Source organism: Micrococcaceae bacterium Sec5.8 (assembly GCA_039636775.1).
Taxonomy (GTDB): Bacteria; Actinomycetota; Actinomycetes; order Actinomycetales; family Micrococcaceae; genus Arthrobacter.
Genome location: CP143429.1, coordinates 71,076 through 93,094, shown reverse-complemented (window position 1 = coordinate 93,094; position 22,019 = coordinate 71,076). Strand labels below are relative to the sequence as shown.

At 66.9% G+C, this 22,019-nt stretch carries 24 protein-coding genes; 4 read left to right on the top strand and 20 right to left on the bottom strand.

Going from position 1 to position 22,019, the window contains the following annotated elements; genetic code table 11:
• Nucleotide 1 precedes the first annotated feature (1 nt).
• A complete protein-coding gene (locus VUN84_00470; GenBank protein ID XAS64205.1) occupies nt 2-523 on the bottom strand; it encodes a hypothetical protein in 522 nt (173 codons plus the stop codon).
• 50 nt (nt 524-573) lie between these two features.
• A complete protein-coding gene (locus VUN84_00465; protein XAS64204.1) occupies nt 574-1,473 on the bottom strand; it encodes an SDR family oxidoreductase in 900 nt (299 codons plus the stop codon).
• A 234-nt stretch (nt 1,474-1,707) separates the two neighbouring features.
• On the opposite strand from VUN84_00465, the gene VUN84_00460 reads away from it, so the two are divergent.
• A complete protein-coding gene (locus VUN84_00460; protein ID XAS64203.1) occupies nt 1,708-2,247 on the top strand; it encodes a DUF6328 family protein in 540 nt (179 codons plus the stop codon).
• A 4-nt stretch (nt 2,248-2,251) separates the two neighbouring features.
• On the opposite strand, the gene VUN84_00455 is transcribed toward VUN84_00460, so the two are convergent.
• From VUN84_00455 to VUN84_00405, 11 genes are all read right to left on the bottom strand, one after another.
• A complete protein-coding gene (locus tag VUN84_00455; protein XAS64202.1) occupies nt 2,252-3,376 on the bottom strand; it encodes a glycerate kinase in 1,125 nt (374 codons plus the stop codon).
• A 90-nt stretch (nt 3,377-3,466) separates the two neighbouring features.
• Nucleotides 3,467-4,210, bottom strand: coding sequence for a glycerophosphodiester phosphodiesterase (locus tag VUN84_00450; protein XAS65899.1), 744 nt, complete (start codon nt 4,208-4,210; stop codon nt 3,467-3,469).
• Nucleotides 4,211-4,344: 134 nt separating this feature from the next.
• Nucleotides 4,345-4,593 (bottom strand): hypothetical protein, encoded by a 249-nt coding sequence (locus VUN84_00445; protein XAS64201.1) that lies wholly within the window; start codon nt 4,591-4,593, stop codon nt 4,345-4,347.
• 141 nt (nt 4,594-4,734) lie between these two features.
• Nucleotides 4,735-5,553: an HAD family hydrolase gene (locus tag VUN84_00440; GenBank protein XAS64200.1), complete on the bottom strand. Its 819-nt coding sequence runs from the start codon at nt 5,551-5,553 to the stop codon at nt 4,735-4,737.
• Nucleotides 5,554-5,667: 114 nt separating this feature from the next.
• Nucleotides 5,668-6,180 carry a YbhB/YbcL family Raf kinase inhibitor-like protein gene (locus VUN84_00435; protein XAS64199.1) on the bottom strand — a complete coding sequence of 171 codons (513 nt, stop codon included), beginning with the start codon at nt 6,178-6,180 and terminating at the stop codon, nt 5,668-5,670.
• A gap of 9 nt (nt 6,181-6,189) precedes the next feature.
• Entirely contained in the window at nt 6,190-7,143 is a 954-nt protein-coding gene (locus VUN84_00430) for a carbohydrate kinase (protein XAS64198.1), read from the bottom strand.
• Between the two features lie 39 nt (nt 7,144-7,182).
• Nucleotides 7,183-7,485, bottom strand: a complete 303-nt coding sequence (locus tag VUN84_00425; GenBank protein XAS64197.1) for a rhodanese-like domain-containing protein — start codon at nt 7,483-7,485, stop codon at nt 7,183-7,185.
• A 100-nt stretch (nt 7,486-7,585) separates the two neighbouring features.
• On the bottom strand, nt 7,586-8,935 hold the full coding sequence (nhaA, locus tag VUN84_00420; protein ID XAS64196.1) for a Na+/H+ antiporter NhaA: 1,350 nt from the start codon (nt 8,933-8,935) through the stop codon (nt 7,586-7,588).
• A gap of 77 nt (nt 8,936-9,012) precedes the next feature.
• On the bottom strand, nt 9,013-9,708 hold the full coding sequence (locus VUN84_00415) for a TrkA family potassium uptake protein (GenBank protein XAS64195.1): 696 nt from the start codon (nt 9,706-9,708) through the stop codon (nt 9,013-9,015).
• Nucleotides 9,701-11,092, bottom strand: coding sequence for a potassium transporter TrkG (locus tag VUN84_00410; GenBank protein XAS64194.1), 1,392 nt, complete (start codon nt 11,090-11,092; stop codon nt 9,701-9,703). Before VUN84_00410 ends, VUN84_00415 begins: the two co-directional genes overlap by 8 nt.
• A gap of 42 nt (nt 11,093-11,134) precedes the next feature.
• On the bottom strand, nt 11,135-11,929 hold the full coding sequence (locus tag VUN84_00405) for an alpha/beta hydrolase (GenBank protein XAS64193.1): 795 nt from the start codon (nt 11,927-11,929) through the stop codon (nt 11,135-11,137).
• 147 nt (nt 11,930-12,076) lie between these two features.
• Between VUN84_00405 and VUN84_00400 the strand changes: the two genes are divergently transcribed.
• Complete coding sequence (locus VUN84_00400; protein ID XAS64192.1) at nt 12,077-13,183, top strand: RelA/SpoT domain-containing protein; 1,107 nt, start codon at nt 12,077-12,079, stop codon at nt 13,181-13,183.
• 10 nt (nt 13,184-13,193) lie between these two features.
• Here VUN84_00400 and VUN84_00395 read toward each other — a convergent pair whose 3' ends face one another.
• A complete protein-coding gene (locus VUN84_00395; protein XAS64191.1) occupies nt 13,194-13,934 on the bottom strand; it encodes a peptidase E in 741 nt (246 codons plus the stop codon).
• Nucleotides 13,935-14,051: 117 nt separating this feature from the next.
• The gene (locus tag VUN84_00390; GenBank protein XAS64190.1) at nt 14,052-15,575 is read right to left on the bottom strand and encodes a SulP family inorganic anion transporter; all 1,524 of its coding nucleotides are present in this window, start codon (nt 15,573-15,575) and stop codon (nt 14,052-14,054) included.
• A 141-nt stretch (nt 15,576-15,716) separates the two neighbouring features.
• Between VUN84_00390 and VUN84_00385 the strand changes: the two genes are divergently transcribed.
• Nucleotides 15,717-16,127 (top strand): MerR family transcriptional regulator, encoded by a 411-nt coding sequence (locus tag VUN84_00385; GenBank protein XAS64189.1) that lies wholly within the window; start codon nt 15,717-15,719, stop codon nt 16,125-16,127.
• Between the two features lie 110 nt (nt 16,128-16,237).
• Nucleotides 16,238-17,245 (top strand): bile acid:sodium symporter family protein, encoded by a 1,008-nt coding sequence (locus VUN84_00380; protein XAS64188.1) that lies wholly within the window; start codon nt 16,238-16,240, stop codon nt 17,243-17,245.
• Nucleotides 17,246-17,264: 19 nt separating this feature from the next.
• Here VUN84_00380 and VUN84_00375 read toward each other — a convergent pair whose 3' ends face one another.
• The 5 genes from VUN84_00375 to VUN84_00355 all read right to left on the bottom strand — a co-directional run bounded on the left by VUN84_00375 (nt 17,265) and on the right by VUN84_00355 (nt 21,993).
• On the bottom strand, nt 17,265-17,873 hold the full coding sequence (locus tag VUN84_00375) for a LacI family DNA-binding transcriptional regulator (protein XAS64187.1): 609 nt from the start codon (nt 17,871-17,873) through the stop codon (nt 17,265-17,267).
• A gap of 114 nt (nt 17,874-17,987) precedes the next feature.
• Nucleotides 17,988-19,508, bottom strand: coding sequence for an aldehyde dehydrogenase family protein (locus VUN84_00370; protein XAS64186.1), 1,521 nt, complete (start codon nt 19,506-19,508; stop codon nt 17,988-17,990).
• Nucleotides 19,505-20,263, bottom strand: coding sequence for an HD domain-containing protein (locus tag VUN84_00365; protein ID XAS64185.1), 759 nt, complete (start codon nt 20,261-20,263; stop codon nt 19,505-19,507). Before VUN84_00365 ends, VUN84_00370 begins: the two co-directional genes overlap by 4 nt.
• A gap of 24 nt (nt 20,264-20,287) precedes the next feature.
• Nucleotides 20,288-21,670, bottom strand: a complete 1,383-nt coding sequence (locus VUN84_00360; protein XAS64184.1) for an FAD-dependent oxidoreductase — start codon at nt 21,668-21,670, stop codon at nt 20,288-20,290.
• A gap of 2 nt (nt 21,671-21,672) precedes the next feature.
• Nucleotides 21,673-21,993, bottom strand: a complete 321-nt coding sequence (locus VUN84_00355; GenBank protein XAS64183.1) for a 2Fe-2S iron-sulfur cluster-binding protein — start codon at nt 21,991-21,993, stop codon at nt 21,673-21,675.
• Between the last annotated feature and the right edge of the window lie 26 nt (nt 21,994-22,019).

Sequence of the window (22,019 nt, the reverse complement as noted above, 5' to 3'; positions counted from 1 at the left end):
TTTAGCCGGCGTCGAACGTTTCTGCGTCGTCGCTGTCACGGTCCTTGGGGGCCTTGTCGTCGGGCAGGTCTGTACCTGATCCGTCGGGCAGACCGGCCGCGTCCTGGCCAGGCTCCGAGGAGAACGGACGGCCGGCGTCGGGTTCCTCGGTGTTGGTCTGGTCCATCTCCGCCTCGGACGACGGCATGGCGGCCTCCGAGTTCTCCGTGGCGTCCGCGTCGTAACCGGGGATGGTGCTGGCGTTCTCTGAACTCATTTGTTCCTCCGTTCCTCCGAAGCGTCCTGCTCCGGGTTCTCCTGCACTGTCTTGGTCGTCGGCGCCGAACTGGCTCAGATCCGGGGCTCCGGCCGGGTAGGTTTCCCCGTCCGGACTGTCCTGGCTGAGACCGGCGGCGTCGAATGCTTCTTCGTCGCGGGGCTGGGCAAACTTTTGCGTGTCTCCGCCGGGCAGTTCCTGCTCGGCGGTCGGCGTTCCGTAACCGCCGGCCTCTTCAATCGGTTCCTGTTTGTGCTGCTCAGTCATGCGGTCCCTCCCGTTGTGGAAATTTGAACTGGTGGAAATATGTGCCGGGCTCAGAGGCCCTTGCCGCCGGTGACGGGCAAGACGGCGCCGGAGATGTACGAGCCGTGCTCCGAGGCCAGCAACACGTACGCGGCCGCAAGTTCGGCAGGCTGACCCGCACGTTGCAGCGGTGTGTCCTGTCCGAAGGACGGCAGCTTGTCCGGCCACTCGGTTGCCGGGATCAGGGGCGTCCAAATGGGTCCGGGTGCCACGGCATTGACGCGGATTCCCTTCGGGCCGGGCTCCTGGGCCAGGGCCTTCGTGAAAGCAACCTGCGCGGCTTTGGTCATGGCGTAGTCAATGAGCTCAGGCGAAGGGTTGAAGGCCTGGATGGATGCGGTCGTAATGACGGACGCACCGGGTTTCAGATGCGGAACTGCCGCCCGCGCGGTCCAGATCAGCGAGTAAAGGTTGGTTTTGAAGACGCGGTCGAATTCCTCGGTGGTGAGGGATTCGAAGCTGTCGCGGTTCTTCTGGTAGCCGGCATTCAACACCACGACGTCCAGGCGGCCAAACTCAGCAAGAGCATCGTCCACGATCTTGGCGGCGAACTCTTCAGTACGCCCGTCTCCGGCGAACAGCAGCGCCTTCCGGCCGGTCTTGCGGATCCACATGGCGGTGTCCTGGGCGTCAGCTTCTTCCTCCGGCAAGTAGGAGATGGCGACGTCGGCCCCCTCGCGGGCGAACGCGATGGCCACCGCCTTGCCGATTCCGGAGTCCCCGCCCGTGATCAGGGCGGCCTTGCCCTCGAGGGCGCCGCTGCCCTGGTAGCTCTCCTCACCGTGATCCGGCTGGGGATCCATGAGTGCGGTCAGGCCGGGCTGTTTCTGGATCTGCTCCGGGAAGGAGCCCGAGTAGTAGCCGCTCCGCGGGTCCCCCGGCTGGTCCCGCTGTTTGCTTGCATCACTCATTGTCCACCTACCCAACGTATCGGTTTTCCGGCGGCTGCGTCCGGACTCCGGGTACTGACCCGGGCCGCGAAGCCATCCCGTGAAGTAAACAAGTCCACCTTACCTCGACATTCATCAGCAACCTTAGTAATTGCTTGAAATTACGTAGGCCGCAGGCCTAGGTTGAGTGTTAACTGCCGCCGCAGCAGCCCGGTCCGCGCCTATCGAAAGCAACCCGTGTCCGAATCTGAGCCAGTGTCATCTGCCGAGCGATCTTCAAGTGACTTCAGGCACGAGTCCCCTACTGAAAAACTTGACCGGAACTGGCTGGAACTGCTGCAGGAACTGCGGGTGCTGCAAACCGGGGTTCAGATCCTCGCGGGGTTCCTGCTGACCCTGCCGTTCCAATCCCGGTTCGAAACGCTGGACAGCTTCCAAACCACCCTGTATCTCGCCAACGTGGCACTGGCTGCCCTCACCACATCGCTGATTCTGCTGCCTGTGAGCGTGCACCGCCGGCTGTTCCGAATGCATTTGCGGGCCGCGCTGGTCTCCAGCGCCGACCGGATCGCAAAGGTCGCCTTAGGCGGCATCGGGCTCCTCAGCGTCGGCACCTCCGCGCTGGTTTTCGATGTCACGGCCGGCCGGGCGGCGGGCCTGACTGCCGGAGCAGCCCTTCTGGGGTTGTTGCTGATCCTGTTGGTTTACGTGCCGAGCAGGCTCCGGCGGCAGGCCGAGCAGGCCGCCGAGGAATCCAAGCCGGCCCCGGAGCCGCACCTTGAAACCGGACCCTGAACGCTCAGGCGCCCTCAAGCACCTGGGTGGTGGCCCAGGCGAGGTATTTCGCGGCATTCGCGACGGCGTCTTCCGCGCTCCCCGCCACGTCCAGCAGTTGGGCGGCGGCCACCACCCCGTGTTCGGCGAGGTCCTCCGGGGTGACCAGGATCCGTCCGGCCACGACGATCACCGGGATCTCCAGCCTCCGGGCGGCATCCGCAAGCGCAATCGGCGCTTTTCCGGCCAACGACTGCGAATCCAGCGACCCCTCGCCGGTGATCACAAGGTCCGCCTGCGCGAGTTTGCCGGCCAGTCCGGTGAGCCCGGCCACCAACTCGAAACCGCTTTCCAGGACGGCGTCGCTGAACGCCAGGAACGAGGCCGGGAAACCTCCGGCGGCCCCGGCACCGGAGACATTCACGTCCCGCCCGGTGGATTCGCGCAGCACCGAGGACCAGTTGCGCAGTCCTGCGTCGAGCAGTTCCACGGCGTCCTCGTCGGCGCCCTTTTGCGGACCAAACACGTGGGCCGCGCCGGCGCTGCCGAAGAGCGGGTTTTGCACGTCAACGGCAATCCGGAAGGTTACCGCCCCGAGCCTCGGATCGAGCCCGCTGACATCGAGCTGCACCACATCGGCCAACGAGCCGCCGCCGAGGGGCACCACATTGCCGGCAGCATCAAGCGGTTTCAGGCCCAACGCGCGCAGGGCCCCGCTGCCGCCGTCCGTCATCGCCGAGCCGCCCAGGCCCAGCACAATTTCGGTCGCGCCGGCGTCGAGGGCGGCGGCGATCAGCTGGCCGCAGCCGTAGCTGTGCGCCCTGAGTGCGTTGGCGGGAGTCGGCTCCATCTGGTCCAGGCCCGACGCCTGCGCGGTTTCGATGATGGCGGTTGCCCCGCCGAAGGCGTCCTTCCGGATCGCCCAGGCCGCGCCGACGGGTGCCAGGATGGGGCCGACAACGGCGTTCAGCCGCTCCTCGTAACCGGCGGCAACGGCGGCCTCGAGGGTTCCCTCGCCGCCGTCGGCCACCGGAAACTGGAGGACCTCGGCGTCGGGATAAACGCGCAAGGCACCCTCCGCCATGGCGGCGGCGGCTTCGGCGGCGGTAAGGGAGCCCTTGAACTTGTCCGGGGCGATCAGGATGCGCATGGTTCTATCCTGCCAGCAGGCACCGACACCGGGCGCCGCCGAAGACCGCCGGGGCGGGGCGACAGGCCATGGCTCGTCGGACGACGGGGGTCAGCTGCGCCAGCTGCCGCGGTCCTGCAGGACGTCCTTCAGCAGGTCCGCACGGTCAGTGACGATCCCATCTACTCCGAGGTCCAGCAGCCGGTGCATTTGGGCGGGGTCGTTGACCGTCCACACGTGCACCTGCAGCCCGTGCCGGTGGGCGCGCCGGACGAAGCCGGAGGTCACCACGGTCACGGGACCGTAGCGGAGGGGAACCTGCAGTGCGTGGACGCCGCGGAGCGCGCGTCCGGCGGTGAGGCGCAGCAGCGCAGCCGGAAGCAGGGGGCCGAGCAGAACAAAGAGGGCATTCGAGATCATCCCGGCGGAACCGGCCGCGGGGCGGCTCAGTTGCCTGAGCACGGCCCGGCGCCGCCGATCCGAAAAGCTGGCAATCAGGACGCGGTCGTGCAGCCCGAACCGCTCGATCGCCGCCGCCAGGGTGTCCACGGAATTCCAGTCCTTGACGTCCAGATTGAGCCGGACATCCGGGAACGACCTAGCCAGTTCCTCAAACAGCGGGATGGGCTCCACCCCGCCGATCCGTGCCCGCGCCACCGTCTCTGCCGGGAGGTCCGAGATACGGCCGTGGCCGTCCGTCACCCGGTCCAGGGTTTCGTCATGGAACAGCAGCAGGACGCCGTCTGCTGTGGTGTGCACGTCCGTTTCGAGGTGCCTGAACCCGAGTTCGACGGCGGCGCGGAACGCTGCCATGGAGTTTTCCAAGCCGTCCCGGGAGAACCCGCGATGGGCCATGGCCACCGGGGGTTCGGGACCGTCGCCAGCCGCGGAGCCGGCGGATGAAGCGGAGCCGGAGGAAAAGAAGGGGTGCGGGATGCTCACGGGCAAAGCCTAGCTGAGCCTGGCCCGGACCGCCCCGGGTGCCCGGGCTAGGTCGCGGGCGGAAGGATTTCCACGCCGTCGCTGCAGTGCAGGAGCGTGCGCCCCCGGCCGCCGTCCAGGTGCACCCACACGGCGGTGTGGTCTGCCGTGACGGCGTCCACGCGGCCGCCGGTTTCGTAGCCGGGCGCCAGCCTGACGCTGACCCGGTCACCCTGCTGCAGGCTCTTCCAGTGCGCGTCCGGCGCCACCGGGCGCAGAGGCATGTTGTCGGTCTTATCCGTGCGGTATCTGGCCATGATGTCCCACCGTCAGTCAGCTGCTCCGTCGTGAGATTTCAGCGTAGGGCGCCAAGGTGAACGTCAGTTGTCCGAAAGCTGGGAGTCAGGTGTCAGAAAGCACGCCGGACCGGGCAAACGATGGGTCAGGAAAGCCGCGGGTCAGGAGAGCCGGACGCCCAGGGCTGCGAGCTTCGCCTCGAGAACCTGGGCCACGCCGTCGTCATCGAAGTGCGGGGCCTGCTGCCCGGCCGCGAGGATAGCCTGGGGGTGGCCGCTGGCCATCGCGTAGCCGTCGCCGGCCCAGCGGAGCATCTCGATGTCGTTGGGCATGTCCCCGAACGCCACCACATCCGCCGGGCCGATGCCCAGTGCGGCCGCGTATTCGGCCAGCGTGACGGCCTTGTTGACCCCGGGGAGGGAGAGTTCCAGGAGCGCCATGTTGGGCGCTGAGTGGGTCGCCGCAGCAAGATGGGCGACGGCGGGGGTGACCTCGGCCAGGAATTCGTCAGCTGATCCTTCCCGGACGATGGCCAGGAACTTCACCACGGAGTCCGCTGCCGTGAGCGTGGCGTGCAGCGGCGCGGGGGTGACTTCGGCGAGCAGCCTGCTGGAACCGTCCTCGATAAACCCCGGTTCCAGGTGAAAGCCGGTCAAGGTCTCGGCGGCGAACAGCGCGGAGGGGCGCAGCCGTTGGATAATAGCGCGGGCCTCGAAGACGGCGTCGAGCTGCAGGCCCCGGGCCGAGACCATCCGGTCCGCTTCAAGGTCCCAGACGATGGCGCCGTTGGAGCAGATGACGGTGCCGGTGTGGCCCAGCTGTTCCTGGAGGGGATGCAGCCAGCGCGGTGGCCGGCCCGTGACAAAGACCAGTTCAATGCCGGCGTCCCGGCAGGCGTGGAACGCACGGACGGTCCGCTCACTGATTTTGCCGTCGTGGCCGAGGATCGTACCGTCGATGTCACTTGCTACCATCCGCATACTGCCAGTCTACGTTGGCTGCGGTGCCGCCATTTCGACGGTTCCCTGCCCGATCGACGTACCGGCGTGGCGTGGTATGCACACGGAACCGTCGAAGCGGCGACGGCGGTGTGGCTAGCGGCGCTCGTAAATAGTGGTGCGGCTTGCCCGGGCCAGGATGTGGGCGCCGAGCTTCGTTTCGAGCTTTGCCGGGGACGCGGCAGCGTCCAGCCCCGACTGCGCTACGTCCAGCGCCAGGACGGTGAAGACGTAGTGGTGCGGTCCGTGGCCCCGGGGTGGCGCGGCCCCCAGATATCCGGCCCCGCCGCCGTCGTTCCTCAACTGGAAAGCGCCCCGGGGAAGGCCGCCGCCGTTCCGGGACCCTGCTCCGGCCGGCAGGGACGTCGTCTGGGCCGGGACATCCAGCACGGCCCAGTGCCAGAACCCGCCGCCCCCCGGAGCGTCGGGGTCGAACACGGTAACGGCGTAGCTTTGGGTTCCTTCCGGGGCTCCGCTCCAGCTCAGCTGCGGCGATTCGTCCGCGGCGCCGGGCCCCGTTGCGGCGCCGCGCTGCGCCACCGGCAGTGTCTGGCCGTCTTGGAATGACTCACTGCTGACCTGGAAGCTTGGAACATCGCGGGGTGCCATGACTGCCTTTCAATGACTGGTGTGGTCCACAGCCCGGGCCTCGAGCCGGTTGAGTTCGGTGCGGGTGGGGGGATTGGCGCCGGCCCGGGACACGGTGATCGCGGCCGCCCGGGCAGCGTGGGCCAGGAGGTCGCGGAGGCGTTCCGCCGAGAGCTCCCGGAGGTCCTTGCGGTTCTGCGCCCCGGCCAGGCCCCGGTCCACCACCCCGGAGAGCAGCGCCGCCATGAAGGAATCTCCGGCCCCCACGGTGTCCGCCACTTTGACGGACGGGGCCGGAAACTGCGCTTCGCCGGCGGCGTTGACACCCCACGGCCCCTGGGCGCCGCGGGTGACCACCACCATGGCCGGGCCTTCCGGGCCGCCCAGCCAGCGCCGGGCCGAGTCCAGCGGATCCGCATCGGGGTAGAGCCACTGAAGATCCTCGTCCGAGGCCTTGACCACGTCCGCGAGGGCAACAAACTTCTCCGCCTGCCCGCGCGCGTAGTCCACGTCGGTGATGATGCTGGGCCGGCAGTTGGGGTCGAAGCTGATGGTGGCTGAGGGATGGGCATGTTCGACGGCGGCGAGAACCTCTGCGGCGCCGGGAGCCAGCATCGTGGCAATGGAGCCGGTGTGCAGCAGCGTCGTCGCCTGCAGCATGAACGGCAACCTCTCGGCAAGCCCGGGCAGCTCCCAGGCGAGATCGAACGTGTAGCTGGCGGCGCCGTCGTCATCGATCAGGGCGGTGGCGACGGACGTGGGCAGTTCGTCGGGACCCACGGGGAGCAGCACTGAGCTGGACTTCAGGTGCGCCGCCACCGCTTCACCGTAGGCGTCGGTTCCGTAGCGGCCGATGAACTGCACCGGATGGTCCAGCCGGGCCAGTCCCACGGCGACGTTAAGCGGGCTGCCGCCGACATGGGCCTGGATACCGGAGGAACGCTGGACCACATCAACCAGGCCCTCGCCTATAACTGTGAGCATGCCCATACTCTGCCAGATATCACAGTCCGGCGTCTGCGCTCAGCCGCGCTGGACCGGCAGTCCGTCGAACTCCCACTCGTTGATGCCGCCGGTGACGTTGACGGCGTCGTAGCCTTGGTCGGTGAGATAGGCGGTGGCCTGGCTGCTGCGGCCGCCGGCTGCGCACATGACGTAGACGGTCCCGGTGGCCGGCACCTCGGCGAGCGACTGCGTGAAGCGCGAGAGCGGAACGCTCGTGGCTCCGCTGACGCGGACTGCGGCGAATTCGTCGTCCTCACGGACGTCGACAATGGCCGCTTCCTTGCCCAGTGCTGCCAGTTCCTTGACGGAGATGCTCTTCATGCTGGTGTCCTTTCGCGCGGCGCCGGGCACTCCGGCGCCTAGTGTAATTATTATACCCCAGGGGGTATAAGTCGAGACGATCGGTTGGCACCTGCGTTAGCTACCGCACGGGGCCGTCCTGTTGGTAGACGTCGGGGATGCCGTCCTGGTCCGAGTCGAGTTTTTCCGCCTCTTCGGCCTGCCGGTATTGCCTGTTGCGGGTCTTCAGCACCGCGGTCGCCAGCAGGGCCGCCAGTGCGGAGGCCACGAGGATGCCCACCTTGGCGTGGTCGTCGTGAGCACTGCCCTGGCCGAAGCTCAGTTCAGCCACCAGGAGGGAGACGGTAAATCCGATGCCGGCCAGCAGGGACAGGCCGAAGACATCGATCCACTTGAAGCTGGTGTCCAGCCGAGCTTTGGTGACCTTGGTCAGCAGCCAGGTGGTGCCCATGATTCCGATTGGCTTGCCGAGAACCAGGGCCAGGATGATGCCGATGGCCACGGGGTCCGTGAGTGCGGCGGCGAAGCCGTTCCAGCCGCCCACGGCCACTCCGGCCGAGAAGAATGCGAAGACCGGGACGGCGACGCCGGCCGAGATGGGGCGGAACCGGTGCTCGAAAATTTCCGCGAGACCGGGCCCGGCGGCCGGGCCGCCGCTGGCTTGGGACCGCATGACGGGAATCGCGACTCCGAGCAGCACACCGGCTACGGTCGCGTGGATGCCCGAGGCATGGACGAGGGCCCAGGTCACGGCGCCCAGGGGCAGCAGGATCAGCCAGGCGGCCGCCGTCTTGGTCCCGAAGAAACGCCGGTACTTGTGGGCCAGGAACGTGTAGATCGCCAAGGGAATCAGCGCCAGCAGCAGCGGCGTCACCTGGAGGTCACTGGTATAGAAAATGGCGATGATGGTGATGGCGAGCAAGTCGTCCACCACTGCCAGGGTCAGCAGGAAGATCCGCAGGGCGCTGGGCAGGTGCGAGCCGATGATGGCCAGCACGGCAACAGCGAAGGCGATGTCGGTGGCGGTCGGAATGGCCCAGCCCAGCAGGGTCTCCGGGCTGGTGAGGTTGACGATCGCGTAGATCACCGCGGGAATGGCCACCCCGCCGACGGCCGCCGCTACCGGAACAATGGATTTGTCCAGCTGGCGCAGGTCACCGGCAATGAATTCACGTTTGAGTTCGAGGCCGACCAGGAAGAAGAAGATGGCCAGCAGCCCGTCGGCAGCCCATGCCCCCAGGCTCAGTTCCAGATGCCACGGTTCGTACCCGATTTTGAGGTCACGGATCGCGAAGTAGCTTTCGGATACCGGCGAGTTGGCCCAGATCAAGGCGATGACGGCCGCGGCCACAAGGAGAGCGCCCCCAACCGTCTCTTTGCGGAGAATCTCACCGATCCGGAGCGATTCAGCGTAGCTGCCGCGGCCGAAGATGGTCAGGCGTGGCGGGGCGGGAGGCGGTGTGGGGCTCATGCGGAAGTCCTAAAAGTTGGGTCGGCAAGACTATGCCGACCAGACTTCCCGGCGCACCTGCCCTCCAGTCTAGTGGGTCAGGGCAGGGTACTGAACCGTTCGGCCTTGGCTTTGCTGCCCTGGACGATAATCTGGTCCTCGTCGTACAGGACCGTTTGCGCCGTAGTGTGGCCCCATGTGCCGCCCGGCCGCTTGACCGCGACGATGGTGACGCCATGCTTGTCCCGCAGGCCGAGTACGCCGAGGGGACGGTCGCGGATGCCGGCCGGCGGGCTGGTCCGGATCATCACGAAGTCGTCTTCAAATTCCACGTAGTCAAGGATGGAACCGAGGACCAGGTGCGCGACGCGTTTGCCCATGTCGTGTTCCGGCCGGATGACGTGCTCCACGCCGAGCTGTCCGAGGATTTCGGCGTGCGGTTCGCTGATGGCCTTGGCCCAGATCTGGGGACGCCGGAATTTGAGGATCCGCGAGGTCGTCAGGATGCTGGCCTCGATGTCCGAACCGATGCCGACCACGGCGCGGTCGAATTCATGTACCGAGAGTTGGCGAAGCACCTCTTCCTTGGTGGAGTCAGCCCTGACCACGTGGGTGAGGCGTCCGTTGAAGGACTGCACGATGTCCTCGCTGGCATCGATGCCGAGCACTTCGGTGCCCTGCGCTTCCAACTCCAGGGCCAGCGAACCGCCGAAGCGGCCCAGGCCGATGACCACCACGGAGGACGCCTTGTCACTGCCGGACGGGGAGTGGGACAAGAAAATGTTCCTAGCCAATGAGGGGCCTTTCCTTGGGGTAGTCGTAGAGCATGGGCCGTTCGCGCAGGGCCAGGGCCGCGCCCAGTGTTACCGGCCCCAGCCTCCCGACGAACATCAGCAGGATCAGCACGAGTTGACCCGTTGGCGGGATGGCGGCGGTGATGCCGGTGGACAGACCGACCGTGGCGAAGGCGGAAATCACCTCGAACAGGATCCGCTCCTGCCCGAAGTTGGTGGTCAGCATCAGGAACATCGTTGAACCCATGACCAAGGCTATCGCCAGCAGCACCACAGTTATCGCCTGGCGGTGCACCGCGCGGGACAGACGTTTGCCGAAGATGTTCACAGCCGTCCCACCCTGCAGTTCGGTGCTGAGGATGAAGAACAGGACAGCGAAAGTGGTAATTTTCAGGCCACCCGCGGTCCCGGCCGGGCCGCCGCCGATAAACATGAGGATGTCCATGCCCAGCCAGGACACCGGATTCATCTGTGCGATGTCGATGCTGTTGAAACCTGCCGTGCGGGTGATCACTGACTGGAAGAAGCCGGCCAGCACCCTGTCCGCGGGACGGAGGCCACCCAGGGTTGCCGGGTTGGCCCATTCGATGGCCGTGAGGAACACCGTCCCGCCCGCCAGGAGGATGGCCGAGCCGACGAGGACAAGTTTCGTATTCATGCTCCAGTGGATCGGGCGCCTGTATTGCCGTCCGATTTCAAACAGGACCGGGAATCCGAGTCCGCCGATGATTACCGCGGCAGCGATCGGCAGGCAGATCCAGGGGTCGCCCACAAATCCCATGAGATTATCTGAGTACAGGGCAAACCCGGCGTTGTTGAAGGATGAGATGGAGTGAAACACTCCATGCCAGAGCGCTTCGCCCAGGGGATAGCCGTACCCGGCCATGAAGCGGATTGCGAGGATCAAGGCCAGGGCGGCCTCCACGGCCAGACTGATGGCCAGGACCCCCACCAGTACCTGGCGCACGTCACCGAAACCGCTGCTCTTGGTCTCGGTGGCGGCGGATATTCGGGACCTCAGGCCGAGCCGCCGGGCGGTCAGGACGCCAAGCAGCGTGCCGAACGACATCACCCCGAAACCGCCGATCTGGATCAGGACCAGGATGACACCTTGGCCAAACCCACTCCAGAACACCGGCGTATCCACGGTGATCAGCCCGGTGACGCACACGGCGGAGGTGGCGGTGAACAGGGCCTCCAGAAGACTGGCGCTTCCTGCGCCTGCCTTGGCCATCGGGAGCAACAGCAGTCCGGTGCCGGCCGCGACCGCCCCGGCGAACCCAAGGACGATCACCTGGGCCGGGTGCCGCGGCGCGAACGCCCGGAGGAACTTGGTGAAGCCCGCTGCCAGGGCGCGCAGCAGCGCCGGGACTTCAACTTGCATAGGGTCACGTTATCACCGGGCTGCCGCTGGTCCGGACGAAAGTCAGTTCAGCAGCAGTTGCACCAGTTCGCGGCACTTGCGGTAAGCGGCGGCTTTGGGGTCGATGAGCGCGAAGTGATCGCCCGGGACCTTCAGGACCTGGACGGGCGCGCCGGAAGACTTGGCCGCAGCAGCGTAGGAGTCCGACTGGCTCACGGGAACGCTGTCGTCGTCTGTGCCGTGGACGGCATAGACCGGCACTGTCAGCGGGACGGCGCTCATCGGATCCGCGTACTTATGCCGTTTCGGATATTTTTCGGAGGAGCCGCCAAGGAAGTTGCTGACCGCACCATTGCTGAGGTTCAGCCGTTCCGCTTCCGCAAGGTTGAGGACACCGGACTGGCTGACGACGCCGGTCAAGTGCACCGCGCCGCCGTCGACCCGCCGCAGCAACTGGCGGTCCGCGTCCGGGGCGCCCAGCTGGGCGAGCCGGGTCCGGCCTGCGGCCCACACGGCCAGGTGACCGCCAGCCGAGTGGCCCAGCGCCACCACCGTGTCCAGGCCGAGTCCGTGGTCGCCGGCGATGTCACCAAGCTTGTCGATTCCGGCGAGCACGTCGGAAAAAGTATGGGGCCAGCCGCCGCCGTTGCCGGCCCGGCGGTACTCGAGGTTCCAGGCGGCCATGCCGTGCGCCGCGAGGTCTTTGGCCAGGGGTTCGCCGAGTTCTGCGCCGTACTGGGAGCGCCAGTAGCCGCCGTGGATCACCACGACGACTCCCTTGGTGGCGGCGGCCTCCGGCAGGAAGAGCTCACCCCACTGGCTGGGGTCGTCGCCGTAGCTGTACCTATGCCGCTTCACAGTGTCCTCCTTGGGGCCGGTGAGCATGAGGCGGAGACTGCCCCCCGAGTCACCGTCGCTGCGGCCGCGATAAACACCCGACGCCGCACAGCCATGTGCAGAGCCTACCTGAGCGCCGCCGTCATACCCCGGCCGTAAGCTGGAGGCATGGCGAGCAACTGGGATCGACTGGACCCGAAACTGCGCGAGTCCGTGCAGGAAAACGTGGAACTCTACGAGCGGGTGCGTCCTGCCCTGAAGCTGGTCACCCGCGAGGTCCTGCTGACCCTGCGGAGCATGCTCAAGGGCACGGAGGTAACCCCGCTGTTCGTCACCGGCCGGACCAAGACGGTGGAATCCTTCCGCGAGAAGATTTCCCGTATTGAGGAGCCGCTGGAGCCGGGCGGTCCGCCCGTGCTGAAGTTCCCGGACCCGTTCCGGACCCTCAATGACATGGTGGGCATCCGGGTGATCACTAAGCTGCCGGCGGAAAACGCGGTGGTGGCCAACTTGATCAAGCGCCAGCGCCAGCTTTTTGACTGCCGCGGCGACCGCGAGAAGGACATCGGCTCCATCGAATCGGGAACGTACGGCTATTCCAGCCGGCACCTGATCCTGCGGACCATCCAGAACGAGACCGTCAAGGAATACCAGCAGGCCTTCAACGCGGAGGCGCAGCCCAACGGCAGCTACTTCTTCGAATGCCAGATCCGGACTGTGTTCGCGCACGCTTGGAGCGAGATCGAGCACGACATCCGGTTCAAGGCCGAGGATCCTCGGGCCTGGACGCCGCACTTCGACCGCCAGTTCACGGCGACGGCCGCCATGCTGGAAACCGTGGAGGGAGCCTTCGCTGACCTGCACGAACGCTACGAGGAGGTCCGCAGCTACTGGGACATGGACGGTGAAGGGGCCGCGCAGCTCACCCCGAACCGGATCCGTGACGTGTGGCGCACACTCCTTCCGCACGTGGACCGGAAAGTCGACGATGACTGGGGCTGGGCCGCCGAGCTGATGGCAGCGCACGGGCTCAACCAGACCGTCCAGCTGGCCGGGCTGCTCAGCGCCAACCGCATCACCGAGGTCCGCAAGGCTCTGGACCACCGCTACTCCCCCGGACCGGACCGGTTGCTCGATGACCTGCTGTTGTGGCAGTACGGCACCAAACATATCGACCTCACTGCGGAGCCGGCCGACGCCGTACCCCACCCGCGCCGTGACAGCCTCTTGCGGCGGCTCAAGCAGCTGGAGCGCTTCCGGCTGACGCAGGGGTAGGCGTCCGTCGCTAGAGCCCGGTCGGCTCAAGCCTTTCCTCGACGACCTCCGCGGCGGAGCCGGCGCTGGAGGTCAGCCTCACCCGGTAGGCGGCCTTGCCGGGCGTCTCCGTCACTGCCCCGACCAACTCTCTTCCGTGGTAGAGCAGGCCCACGCCGTCGTCGGTGCAGTGGGTCTCGCCCAGGGTTCCGTCCGCCACCAGGCGGTGCACCAGCGGCCGCCGTGCGCCTTCGGAGTCGTAGTGGACCCCGTTGTCGTACGGGAGCAGACCGAGGCCGTTGTCCACGGCGCGAAGCTCAGGACCGAATGAGTCGGTCGTTCCGCCCTTGAACCAGCAGATCGAACCGGCCGAAACGCCGGCCAGCACCACTCCGGCCTCCCAGACGCGCCGGAAGACCGGACCCAGGTCGTGGGCATGCCAAACGGCGAGCAGATTGGCCACGGAGCCGCCGTTGACCCATACGACGTCCTGGCCGAGCAGGTATTCCTCAATGTTGCCCACGTTGGGCATGGGGAACAGGTTCAGGTGCGTGAGGTGGAAACCGGCAACGTTCCCCGCTTCGCTGATCTCGTTGTTGAACCATCGCTGGTCACCGCTGGCGGTGCCGACATGGGCGATCCTGGGGGCTCTGCCGCTGACCCCGGACAGGTCCACCGCGTGATGGACCAGCTGGTTGAATTCCAAGCGTGTGCGGGCCCCCGGCTTGTAACCACCGGAGGTTGCGAGAATTGTCGGACTGTCGGCAGCCATAGCGGGTTCTCCTTGAGCGGGGCGATCATTGCGGTCGAGCCTACCGAACCCGGCGAACCCACCCGGTGTGCCCGGATTTTCCGCTCTCGGACACAAGCAACCTGGCGGGAGCGCACCCTAGTGGCCGGCGCCCAGCTTGCCGCCGAGGCGGTCGCGCATCGTGACGCTGGCGTCGTTCAGGCCGACGATTAACACGACCTTGCCGTGGTGGCGGTACTTCTCCGTGATGGCATCCAGTGCAGCAACCGTGGAGGCGTCCCACAGGTGGGAGGCATGCATGTCAATGACCACGCGCTCGGGATCCAGTGCATATTCGAACTGTGTGTAGAGGTCGTTGGAGGAGGCAAAGAACAGCTCGCCGTCCACCACATAGGTGGCTGTTTCGGTACCGCCGGCGCTAGTGACGGTGCGTTCGACGGTGACGAAGTGGGCGACCCTGCGGGCGAACATCACCATCGCGACCAGCACGCCGACTCCGACGCCGATGGCCAGGTTATGGGTGGCGACGGTGACGATCACGGTGGCGAGCATGACAGCGGTTTCACTTTTGGGCATGCGTTTCAGGGTGCTGATCCGGATGCTGTGCCAGTCGAAGGTTGCCACCGACACGAAGATCATGACGGCGACCAGCGCCGCCATGGGGATCAGCGAGACAATGCCGCCGAGGACCACCACAAGGATGAGCAGGAAGACACCGGCCAGGAAGGTGGAGATCCGGGTGCGGGCGCCGGAGGCTTTGACGTTGATCATGGTCTGGCCGATCATGGCGCAGCCGCCCATGCCGCCGAAGAAACCGGTGACGATGTTGGCGACGCCCTGTCCCCAGGCCTCGCGGGTCTTGTGGGAGCGGGTGTCGGTGACGTCGTCGACCAGCTTGGCAGTCATCAGGGATTCCAGGAGTCCCACGAAGGCCATCGCGAGGGCGAACGGGAAGATGAGTTGCAGGGTCTCGAGGCTGAACGGGAGGTTCGGAACGAAGAGGGTGGGCAGCGAGTCCGGGAGTTCGCCCTTGTCGCCCACGGTGGGGACCGCGACGGCTGCGAACACCGTAATCAGAGTGAGGACGACGATCGCGACGAGGGGTGCCGGGACGGCCCTGGTGAGTCTGGGCAGGCCGAACACAATGACCAGGCCCAGGATAACGAGGGGGTAGACCAGCCAGGGGACGCCAAGGAGTTCCGGGACCTGGGACAGAAAGATCAGGATGGCCAGGGCGTTGACGAAGCCCACCATCACCGAGCGGGGGATGAACCGCATCAGTTTCGCGACACCGGAGAGGCCCAGGATGATCTGGAAGATGCCGGCGAGGATGACGGCGGCGATGAAGTAGTCCACGCCGTGGGACCTCACCAGCGGGGCAATCACGAGGGCAATCGCGCCGGTAGCTGCCGAGATCATGGCCGGCCGGCCGCCGACGACAGCGATGGTGACGGCCATGGTGAAGGAGGCGAAGAGTCCAATCCGCGGATCCACGCCGGCGATGATCGAGAACGCGATGGCCTCCGGAATGAGAGCCAGCGCAACGACGAGTCCGGCGAGGACTTCCGTCTTCAATCGGCGCGGGGACTTCAGGGTCTCCCGCACCGATTGAAGCTGTTCGGGCGTGACTGCCGGGCGGTGTTCAACTTTGGTGACGGCCATTCCTGGCTCCGTTCGTGGTTAAGAATGACGCTCGACGGCGGCTTTGTTCTGCTGATGAATGAGGGGCGCAGCTTCGCGCCGGAAAAGGGGAGACGGGTCGTGCCCGTCTCAACCCCACGCCGACAACTCTACCCTAACGTGATGGTAGAGTTTGAATCCGAAGAGATGGGGGCCCTGATGACCGGCAAGACCGCCGACACCATGCACATCGGTGAACTGGCAGAGCGGACCGGTCTGTCCCTGCGGACCATCCGCCACTACGACGACGTCGGGCTGCTCCCCGCCACCGCCCGGACGGACGGCGGCTTCAGGGTGTATTCGCCGGATGACTTCGCACGGCTGATGGTCATCAAGCAGATGAAGCCGCTGGGGTTCTCGCTTGAGGAGATGGCCGAGATACTGGGCCTGCTGGCCAACAGTCCGGGCAAGCCGGGAGCCACGCTCCGCCTGGCGGAAATCCTGGAGCACGCCGGGCACCAGCGGGCCAAGATGGCGCGCAATCTCGCCCAGGCGGACGACTTCATCGCCAGGCTGCGCGGTCTCACCGCCTGAGCGGCTCCGCCGCCACCCGGGCGAAAGACAACCGCCCAAAAATCCGACATATTCGTGCACGAGGTCGTCATGAACTAGCCAGCCCGCGGCCGCGATGGCAGCATGCTTGGATGCTTGAGGCAACCAAATCCCCGCAGTCCAATCCGCAGAACGGCGATGGCCCGGCCCCGGAGAATCCGGCCCTCGCCGCGGAGGCCAGAATCGCGCGCATCGCGGTGACCGCCTTTCCGCTGCTGGTGGTTATCGCCGGCGTCGCCGGGTATCTGCTTCCGGGCGCCTTCAAGCCCCTGGGACCCGGCGTGCCGTATCTGCTGGGCATCATCATGTTCTGTATGGGGCTGACCCTCACGCCGCCCGACTTTGCCTCCGTTGCTAAGCGACCGTGGGCCGTGGTTCTCGGCATCGTGGCGCACTACGTCATCATGCCCGGTGCAGGGTGGCTGATCGCCCTCGCCTTGAACCTGCAGCCGGAACTGGCTGTGGGCCTCATCCTGGTGGGCTGCGCACCCTCAGGCACCGCCTCGAACGTCATGGCATTCCTGGCCAAGGGCGACGTTGCCCTGTCCGTCGCCGTAGCGTCCGTCTCCACCCTGATCGCGCCGATCGTGACGCCTTTGCTGGTGCTGTTCCTGGCTGGCTCCTACTTGCAGATCGACGCCGGCGGCATGGTGCTGGACATCGTCAAGACCGTTCTGCTGCCGGTAATTGCCGGCCTCCTGGCCCGCCTCTTCTTCAAGAAATTCATCGCCAAGGTCCTGCCGGTCCTGCCCTGGGCCTCCGCCGTCGTGATTTCCCTGATCGTGGCGATTGTGGTGGCCGGGAGCGCCAGCAAAATCGTCGCCGCCGGCGGGATCGTTTTCCTGGCCGTGGTGTTGCACAATGGCTTTGGACTGGGTCTGGGCTACCTGGCCGGCAAAGTGGGCCGCCTGGATGACAAGGCCCGCCGCGCCCTGGCATTCGAGGTAGGAATGCAGAATTCCGGCCTGGCCGCCACCCTGGCCACGGCGCACTTCAGCCCGCTGACAGCGCTCCCCTCGGCTGTGTTCTCGCTCTGGCACAATATCTCCGGCGCCGTCGTCGCGGCGTGGCTGGCCCGCCGCCCGCTGCAGGACGGGTAGCACCGGCGGGCTCAGGCGCCTATGCGGACAGCCGGTCGAGCAATGTCGCGACGGCGCGCTCCGCCAGCGTATCCGGAGCCGGGCCCGGGGCCAGGACGTCGACGCCGTCCACCTGCACGGTGCCGGAGAAGAGCAGCTGTGCGGCGCCGCGGATGCTGAGTTCCTTCATCGCTGCGAGGTCGTCGCCGGTGCGGACCACCGGGTGCGAACCCAAAATGACACCGTCGGCGCCTCCGGAGAGCATGAACTGCCGCCAGCTTTCACCCACCAGGACGACCGGCTGGTAGCCGCGGCGGAGCAGAACCTTGACCGCTGCTCCGGCCAGGGCGCGGTCCCAGGAGTGATCGAGGTCCGTGACCGCCACGGCCACGACGTCGGTGCGTCCGCGCCGCATCCCGCGGGCAGCCCGGTTGGGCACGTAGCCCAGTTCCCGGGCCGCGGCAGAAACCCTGTCCTGGGTGGGCTGGCTGATCCGCGTGGTGCCACCGGGGCGGCCGGAAAGCACGTACGAAACCGTGGTCAGGGACACGCCCGCGGCCTCCGCGACGTCGCGGATGGTGGGCGTGGATCCGTGCCGCACTGAAAACTCCCGGGTGTACTTCTCCGCCGTCGTTCGCGGCGATGCCAATAGCGCTGTCCAGGGGCGGGCCCCTGGATGAACTGTAGCCCGAAGAGCGGAGCCCCGCGTAGAGCCGTGCGGCGGAGGCCGACCGCTCCCACACGCTTGCCGTGCGGGGCGGCGCTACGCTTTCCGGTGGATCGATTTGTAACTGACGTAGGCATTGAGCCCCTCGACGCCGTATTCGGTGCCCAGCCCTGAATCGTGCCGGCCGCCGAACGGTGCCGCGTGGTTGGAGGCGAAGAAGTTGATACCCACCGAACCGGTGTCCATCCGGTCCGCGACGGCCAGTGTGGCCCCGGGGTCGCTGCCGAACACCAGTCCGCCCAGACCGAAGTCGGTGTTGTTGGCCAGCGCAACGGCCTCGTCAACGCTGCCGTCGTCGTCGTTGTACCGCAGGATGCACAGGACCGGCCCGAAGATCTCCTCACGTGAGATCCGCATGTCCGGGGTGACGTCGGCGAACACGGTGGGTTCCACGAAATACCCGCCCTCGAGCCCGTTGCCCTGGGACGCCGCGCTGCCACCGGTGGTGGCGCGGGCACCTTCGGCCAGCCCGGATTCCACGTACTCCAGGACGGTGCGGTACTGGGATTCGGTGGCACACGGGCCGAACACCGTGTCGGGGTCCAGCGGGTCGCCCTGCTTGCCCGCTGCGATAGTGGCCGTGACCATGTCCACCACTTCCTGGTAGCGGCTCGCGGGGGCGAGGATCCGGGTTGAGATGTAGCATGTCTGCCCGGTGTTGCGCAGGGAGGACCGGATCAACACCTTGGACATCGCGGCGAGGTCTGCGTCCGGCAGCACAATTGCGCTGGACTTGCCGCCGAGTTCCAGGGTGACGGGGCGCAGCAGCTCACCGCATGCCGCCGCGATTCTCCGGCCCACCGGCGTGGAACCTGTGAAAGCCACCTTGTCCACGCCCGGGTGCTTCACAAGTTCATCCCCCAGGCGGCCGGAGCCGGTGACAAAGTTGACGACGCCGGCCGGGACGCCGGCGGCAGCGACCGCATCGATGATTATCCGCAGGGACAGCGGGGTGGGCGACGCCGGTTTGATGACCACCGTGCAGCCGGCCAGCAGTGCCGGGGCGAGCTTGATGACCACGAGGTTGATCGGGAAATTCCACGGCGCGATCAGTGCGCACACCCCGATCGGTTCGCGCCGGACCACTGATTCCCCGCCACCCTTGGGAAAGGCCCGTACGTCCTCACGCTCAAGGTAATCGGCCAAGGTGGCGAAGTAACGGAAGATGCCGGCCGCGTTGGCGGCCGCGCCGGTGGATTCGGAGACCGGCGAGCCGTTTTCGCGGGTGTTCGTCAGCGAAAGTTCCCCGGCCCGCTTCTCCACCTCCGCGGCGATGCGCAGCAGATACGCGGCCCGCGCCGACGGCGTCAACCGCGGCCACGGCCCGGTGTCGAACGCCCTGCGTGCGGATCCGACGGCGGCGTCGACGTCCTCGGCGGTGCCGTCCGGGACAGAGCCCCAGACTTCGCCGGTGGCGGGGTCGGTGACCGGGTTGCGGCCGGCGCCCCGCGCCGGCGTCCACGCACCGTCGATGAACATGTCATCGACGTGGGTGTACGGCAGTCTCAGTGCGGCCCGGGCTGCCAGGGCGGGAGCATCGTGCGTGGCAGCAGTCATCGGATGACCGCCGTCTTGAGCAGGGCGGTGGAGCGGTTCAGGTCGGCGGCGGCCATGTCATGGGCCGCCTGGGTGATGAGCTCCGGCACAATTTCTGCGGTCAGCCGGTCCGTGTAGGTGGCCGGGTCCATCTTGAACCAGGAGGATGCCAGGGCAATCCCTGCCTGGTCGAAGCGCCAGAGCCGGTCGGCGTCGCGCATCAGGGCGTCCTCCAGCGAATGGGCCACAGGGCGGGTGTCGTGGCCGTCGATAATGTCGCAGATGCGGGCGGTGAACTCTGCGGAGTAGCCGAGGCCCGGGAGCACCCGGCGGGCAACGTCGCAGCCCTGCTTCTCGTGTTCATAACGAATGGCGGCCTTACGCCAGTCCCCGGCGAAGCCCTCAGAAATAATGCGGGACTCATCCACATGGGCCCAGCCGGTGTCGTGCAGCAGCGTGGACACCCGGACCAGTTCCGCGTCGGCCTCCGGGTAGGCCCGGCAAAGGCGTTCAGCGAAGGCGAGAGAGATGGGCAGGTGGATGTCGTTACCGCGGGTACGGGTTTCCCGCACCACGGCCCGCCAGAGCCCGTCAAGGTCGTCAAGCGCCGCCGGGGTGGTGGCGATCGGGGCGATGTCCACCGGTCCCTGCGCCGGAATTGGCCGGACCGGGTACGCGGCGGCGAACGTCGCAGCAGCGGGATTGACTGCCGCCGGATCATCGGAAACCGGGGTCGCGGCGCCGGTCTCGGCGACCGGGGTCTTGGGGGTGGTCATAATGCTCCTTCGGGTGGGGCCGGCTTACTGTCTGAGTGCAGTTAGCTGTCCGTGGTGATCGTCTTGAGGGGGGGTGGCCGGGTCCGCGGCGGCGCCGGCGGGGATGTTGTGGCCCTTGGCGAGCGCGTTTTTGACGGCCATGAAGTCCAGCGGGGCGTTGACGCAGTCCGCGGCGATGACCCGGCCCAGGCGGTAGTACAGGACGCTGAATTTGCCGCGTTCCCCGTCGCGGCGCAGCACGGTCTGGTCGTAACCGTTGCAGAGTCCGGCGATCTGCAGTTTGAGGTCTGCCTGGTTGGACCAGAACCACGGGATGCCGGCGTATTCCTCGCGCCGGCCGGTGAGCGAGTAGGCCGCCACCTTGGCGTGTTCGATCGCGTTGTTGACGCTTTCCAACCGGATCCGCTCGCCGGGTTGCGAGCCGGGCACCGGGTTGGGCATATTGGCGCAGTCACCGATCGCCACCGTGCTGCCGTCCGAGGCCAGCGCGAAGCGGTCCACGACGATCCCGTTGTCCACGGCCAGGCCAAGCTGTTCGGCCAGTTGGGTGTTGGGGATGACCCCGATGCCGACGAGTACGATCTGCGCGGGCAGCACCGTACCGTCCTGGAGTTCGACGCCGGCAACCGCGCCGCCGTCGTCCGCGCCACCCGCGCCGGCGGTGAAGCGCTTGGCGCTCGTGCTGAGCCGGATGTCCAGGCCGCGGGCCCGGTGCGCCTGCAGGAAGTACTCGGCTGTTTCCTCGCCGACGGCGCGGCCCACCAGACGCGGACCAAATTCCAGCACGGTGACGTTCTTACCCATCTTTTGCAGGCTGGACGCGGCCTCGAGGCCGATGAAACCGCCGCCGATCACCACGACGTCCTGCGCGTCGCCCACCCTGGCCTTGAGTGCCAGGGCGTCGTCGGCGTTGCGCAGGTAGAGCACGCCGCCGAGGCCACCGCCTTCGATCTCCAGTTTCCGGGCGCGGGCACCGACCGTGAGGGCGAGGCGCTTGAAGGGGAACTGCCTGCCGGAGGAAGAGTGCGCCACTCCCGAACCGTCCGCCTCCTTGTCGATCCTGACAATGTATTCGCCCTTGACCAGGTCCACGTTGTGCTCGGCCCAGTACTCGTTGGAGCGGAAAATCAGGGATTCGCTCTCCACCGTGCCCTGAAGGAACTCCTTGGACAGGGCCGGGCGCTGGTAGGGGCGGTGGTCCTCGTCGCCGAGAAGGGTGATGTGCTCGTCGAAGCCGAGCGCACGCAGCGAGACCGCAAGCTGGACGCCGGACTGGCTGGCTCCGATAATCAGCAGGCCGGTGCGGGTGGAGCTGTCCGCCGGAGCCGCGGCAACGGCGGCGGCCTGCGCTGCGGGGACATGCTCAGTGGCGGTCTGCTCAGTGGGGGCGGCAACAGAGGTGCCCATTCCTACACCTGGGTTTCCGGGGTGGTGACGAACAGTTCCAGCTCGTCGGTGAGGCGGACCTGGCAGGACAGCCGGGAGTTGCCCTCGCGGTCCACGGCGGTGCCGTAGAGCATCTCGTCCTCCATGTCCTCCATCGGCGGGAGCTTCGACAGGCAGTCCTGGCGGACAAAGACGTGGCAGGTGGCGCAGGACAGCGAACCGCCGCATTCGGCCACGATGCCGGGGACGCCGTTGCGCACCGCCGTTTCCATGACAGAGTCGCCGGGATTGCCCTGGACGTCGCGGACAGCGCCCTCGGCGTCGGTGAAATGAACCGTTGGCATTGGTTCTCCTTGGGGTTGAAAGCGGA

What these genes read in the sequence shown, in the direction of transcription:
- VUN84_00470 (XAS64205.1), bottom strand. Translation starts at nt 523, where the DNA reads ATGACTGAGCAGCACAAACAGGAACCGATTGAAGAGGCCGGCGGTTAC.
- VUN84_00465 (XAS64204.1), bottom strand. Translation starts at nt 1,473, where the DNA reads ATGAGTGATGCAAGCAAACAGCGGGACCAGCCGGGGGACCCGCGGAGC.
- VUN84_00455 (XAS64202.1), bottom strand. Translation starts at nt 3,376, where the DNA reads ATGCGCATCCTGATCGCCCCGGACAAGTTCAAGGGCTCCCTTACCGCC.
- VUN84_00450 (XAS65899.1), bottom strand. Translation starts at nt 4,210, where the DNA reads ATGGCCCATCGCGGGTTCTCCCGGGACGGCTTGGAAAACTCCATGGCA.
- VUN84_00445 (XAS64201.1), bottom strand. Translation starts at nt 4,593, where the DNA reads ATGGCCAGATACCGCACGGATAAGACCGACAACATGCCTCTGCGCCCG.
- VUN84_00440 (XAS64200.1), bottom strand. Translation starts at nt 5,553, where the DNA reads ATGCGGATGGTAGCAAGTGACATCGACGGTACGATCCTCGGCCACGAC.
- VUN84_00435 (XAS64199.1), bottom strand. Translation starts at nt 6,180, where the DNA reads ATGGCACCCCGCGATGTTCCAAGCTTCCAGGTCAGCAGTGAGTCATTC.
- VUN84_00430 (XAS64198.1), bottom strand. Translation starts at nt 7,143, where the DNA reads ATGCTCACAGTTATAGGCGAGGGCCTGGTTGATGTGGTCCAGCGTTCC.
- VUN84_00425 (XAS64197.1), bottom strand. Translation starts at nt 7,485, where the DNA reads ATGAAGAGCATCTCCGTCAAGGAACTGGCAGCACTGGGCAAGGAAGCG.
- nhaA (XAS64196.1), bottom strand. Translation starts at nt 8,935, where the DNA reads ATGAGCCCCACACCGCCTCCCGCCCCGCCACGCCTGACCATCTTCGGC.
- VUN84_00410 (XAS64194.1), bottom strand. Translation starts at nt 11,092, where the DNA reads ATGCAAGTTGAAGTCCCGGCGCTGCTGCGCGCCCTGGCAGCGGGCTTC.
- VUN84_00400 (XAS64192.1), top strand. Translation starts at nt 12,077, where the DNA reads ATGGCGAGCAACTGGGATCGACTGGACCCGAAACTGCGCGAGTCCGTG.
- VUN84_00395 (XAS64191.1), bottom strand. Translation starts at nt 13,934, where the DNA reads ATGGCTGCCGACAGTCCGACAATTCTCGCAACCTCCGGTGGTTACAAG.
- VUN84_00390 (XAS64190.1), bottom strand. Translation starts at nt 15,575, where the DNA reads ATGGCCGTCACCAAAGTTGAACACCGCCCGGCAGTCACGCCCGAACAG.
- VUN84_00385 (XAS64189.1), top strand. Translation starts at nt 15,717, where the DNA reads ATGGTAGAGTTTGAATCCGAAGAGATGGGGGCCCTGATGACCGGCAAG.
- VUN84_00380 (XAS64188.1), top strand. Translation starts at nt 16,238, where the DNA reads ATGCTTGAGGCAACCAAATCCCCGCAGTCCAATCCGCAGAACGGCGAT.
- VUN84_00370 (XAS64186.1), bottom strand. Translation starts at nt 19,508, where the DNA reads ATGACTGCTGCCACGCACGATGCTCCCGCCCTGGCAGCCCGGGCCGCA.
- VUN84_00365 (XAS64185.1), bottom strand. Translation starts at nt 20,263, where the DNA reads ATGACCACCCCCAAGACCCCGGTCGCCGAGACCGGCGCCGCGACCCCG.
- VUN84_00360 (XAS64184.1), bottom strand. Translation starts at nt 21,670, where the DNA reads ATGGGCACCTCTGTTGCCGCCCCCACTGAGCAGACCGCCACTGAGCAT.
- VUN84_00355 (XAS64183.1), bottom strand. Translation starts at nt 21,993, where the DNA reads ATGCCAACGGTTCATTTCACCGACGCCGAGGGCGCTGTCCGCGACGTC.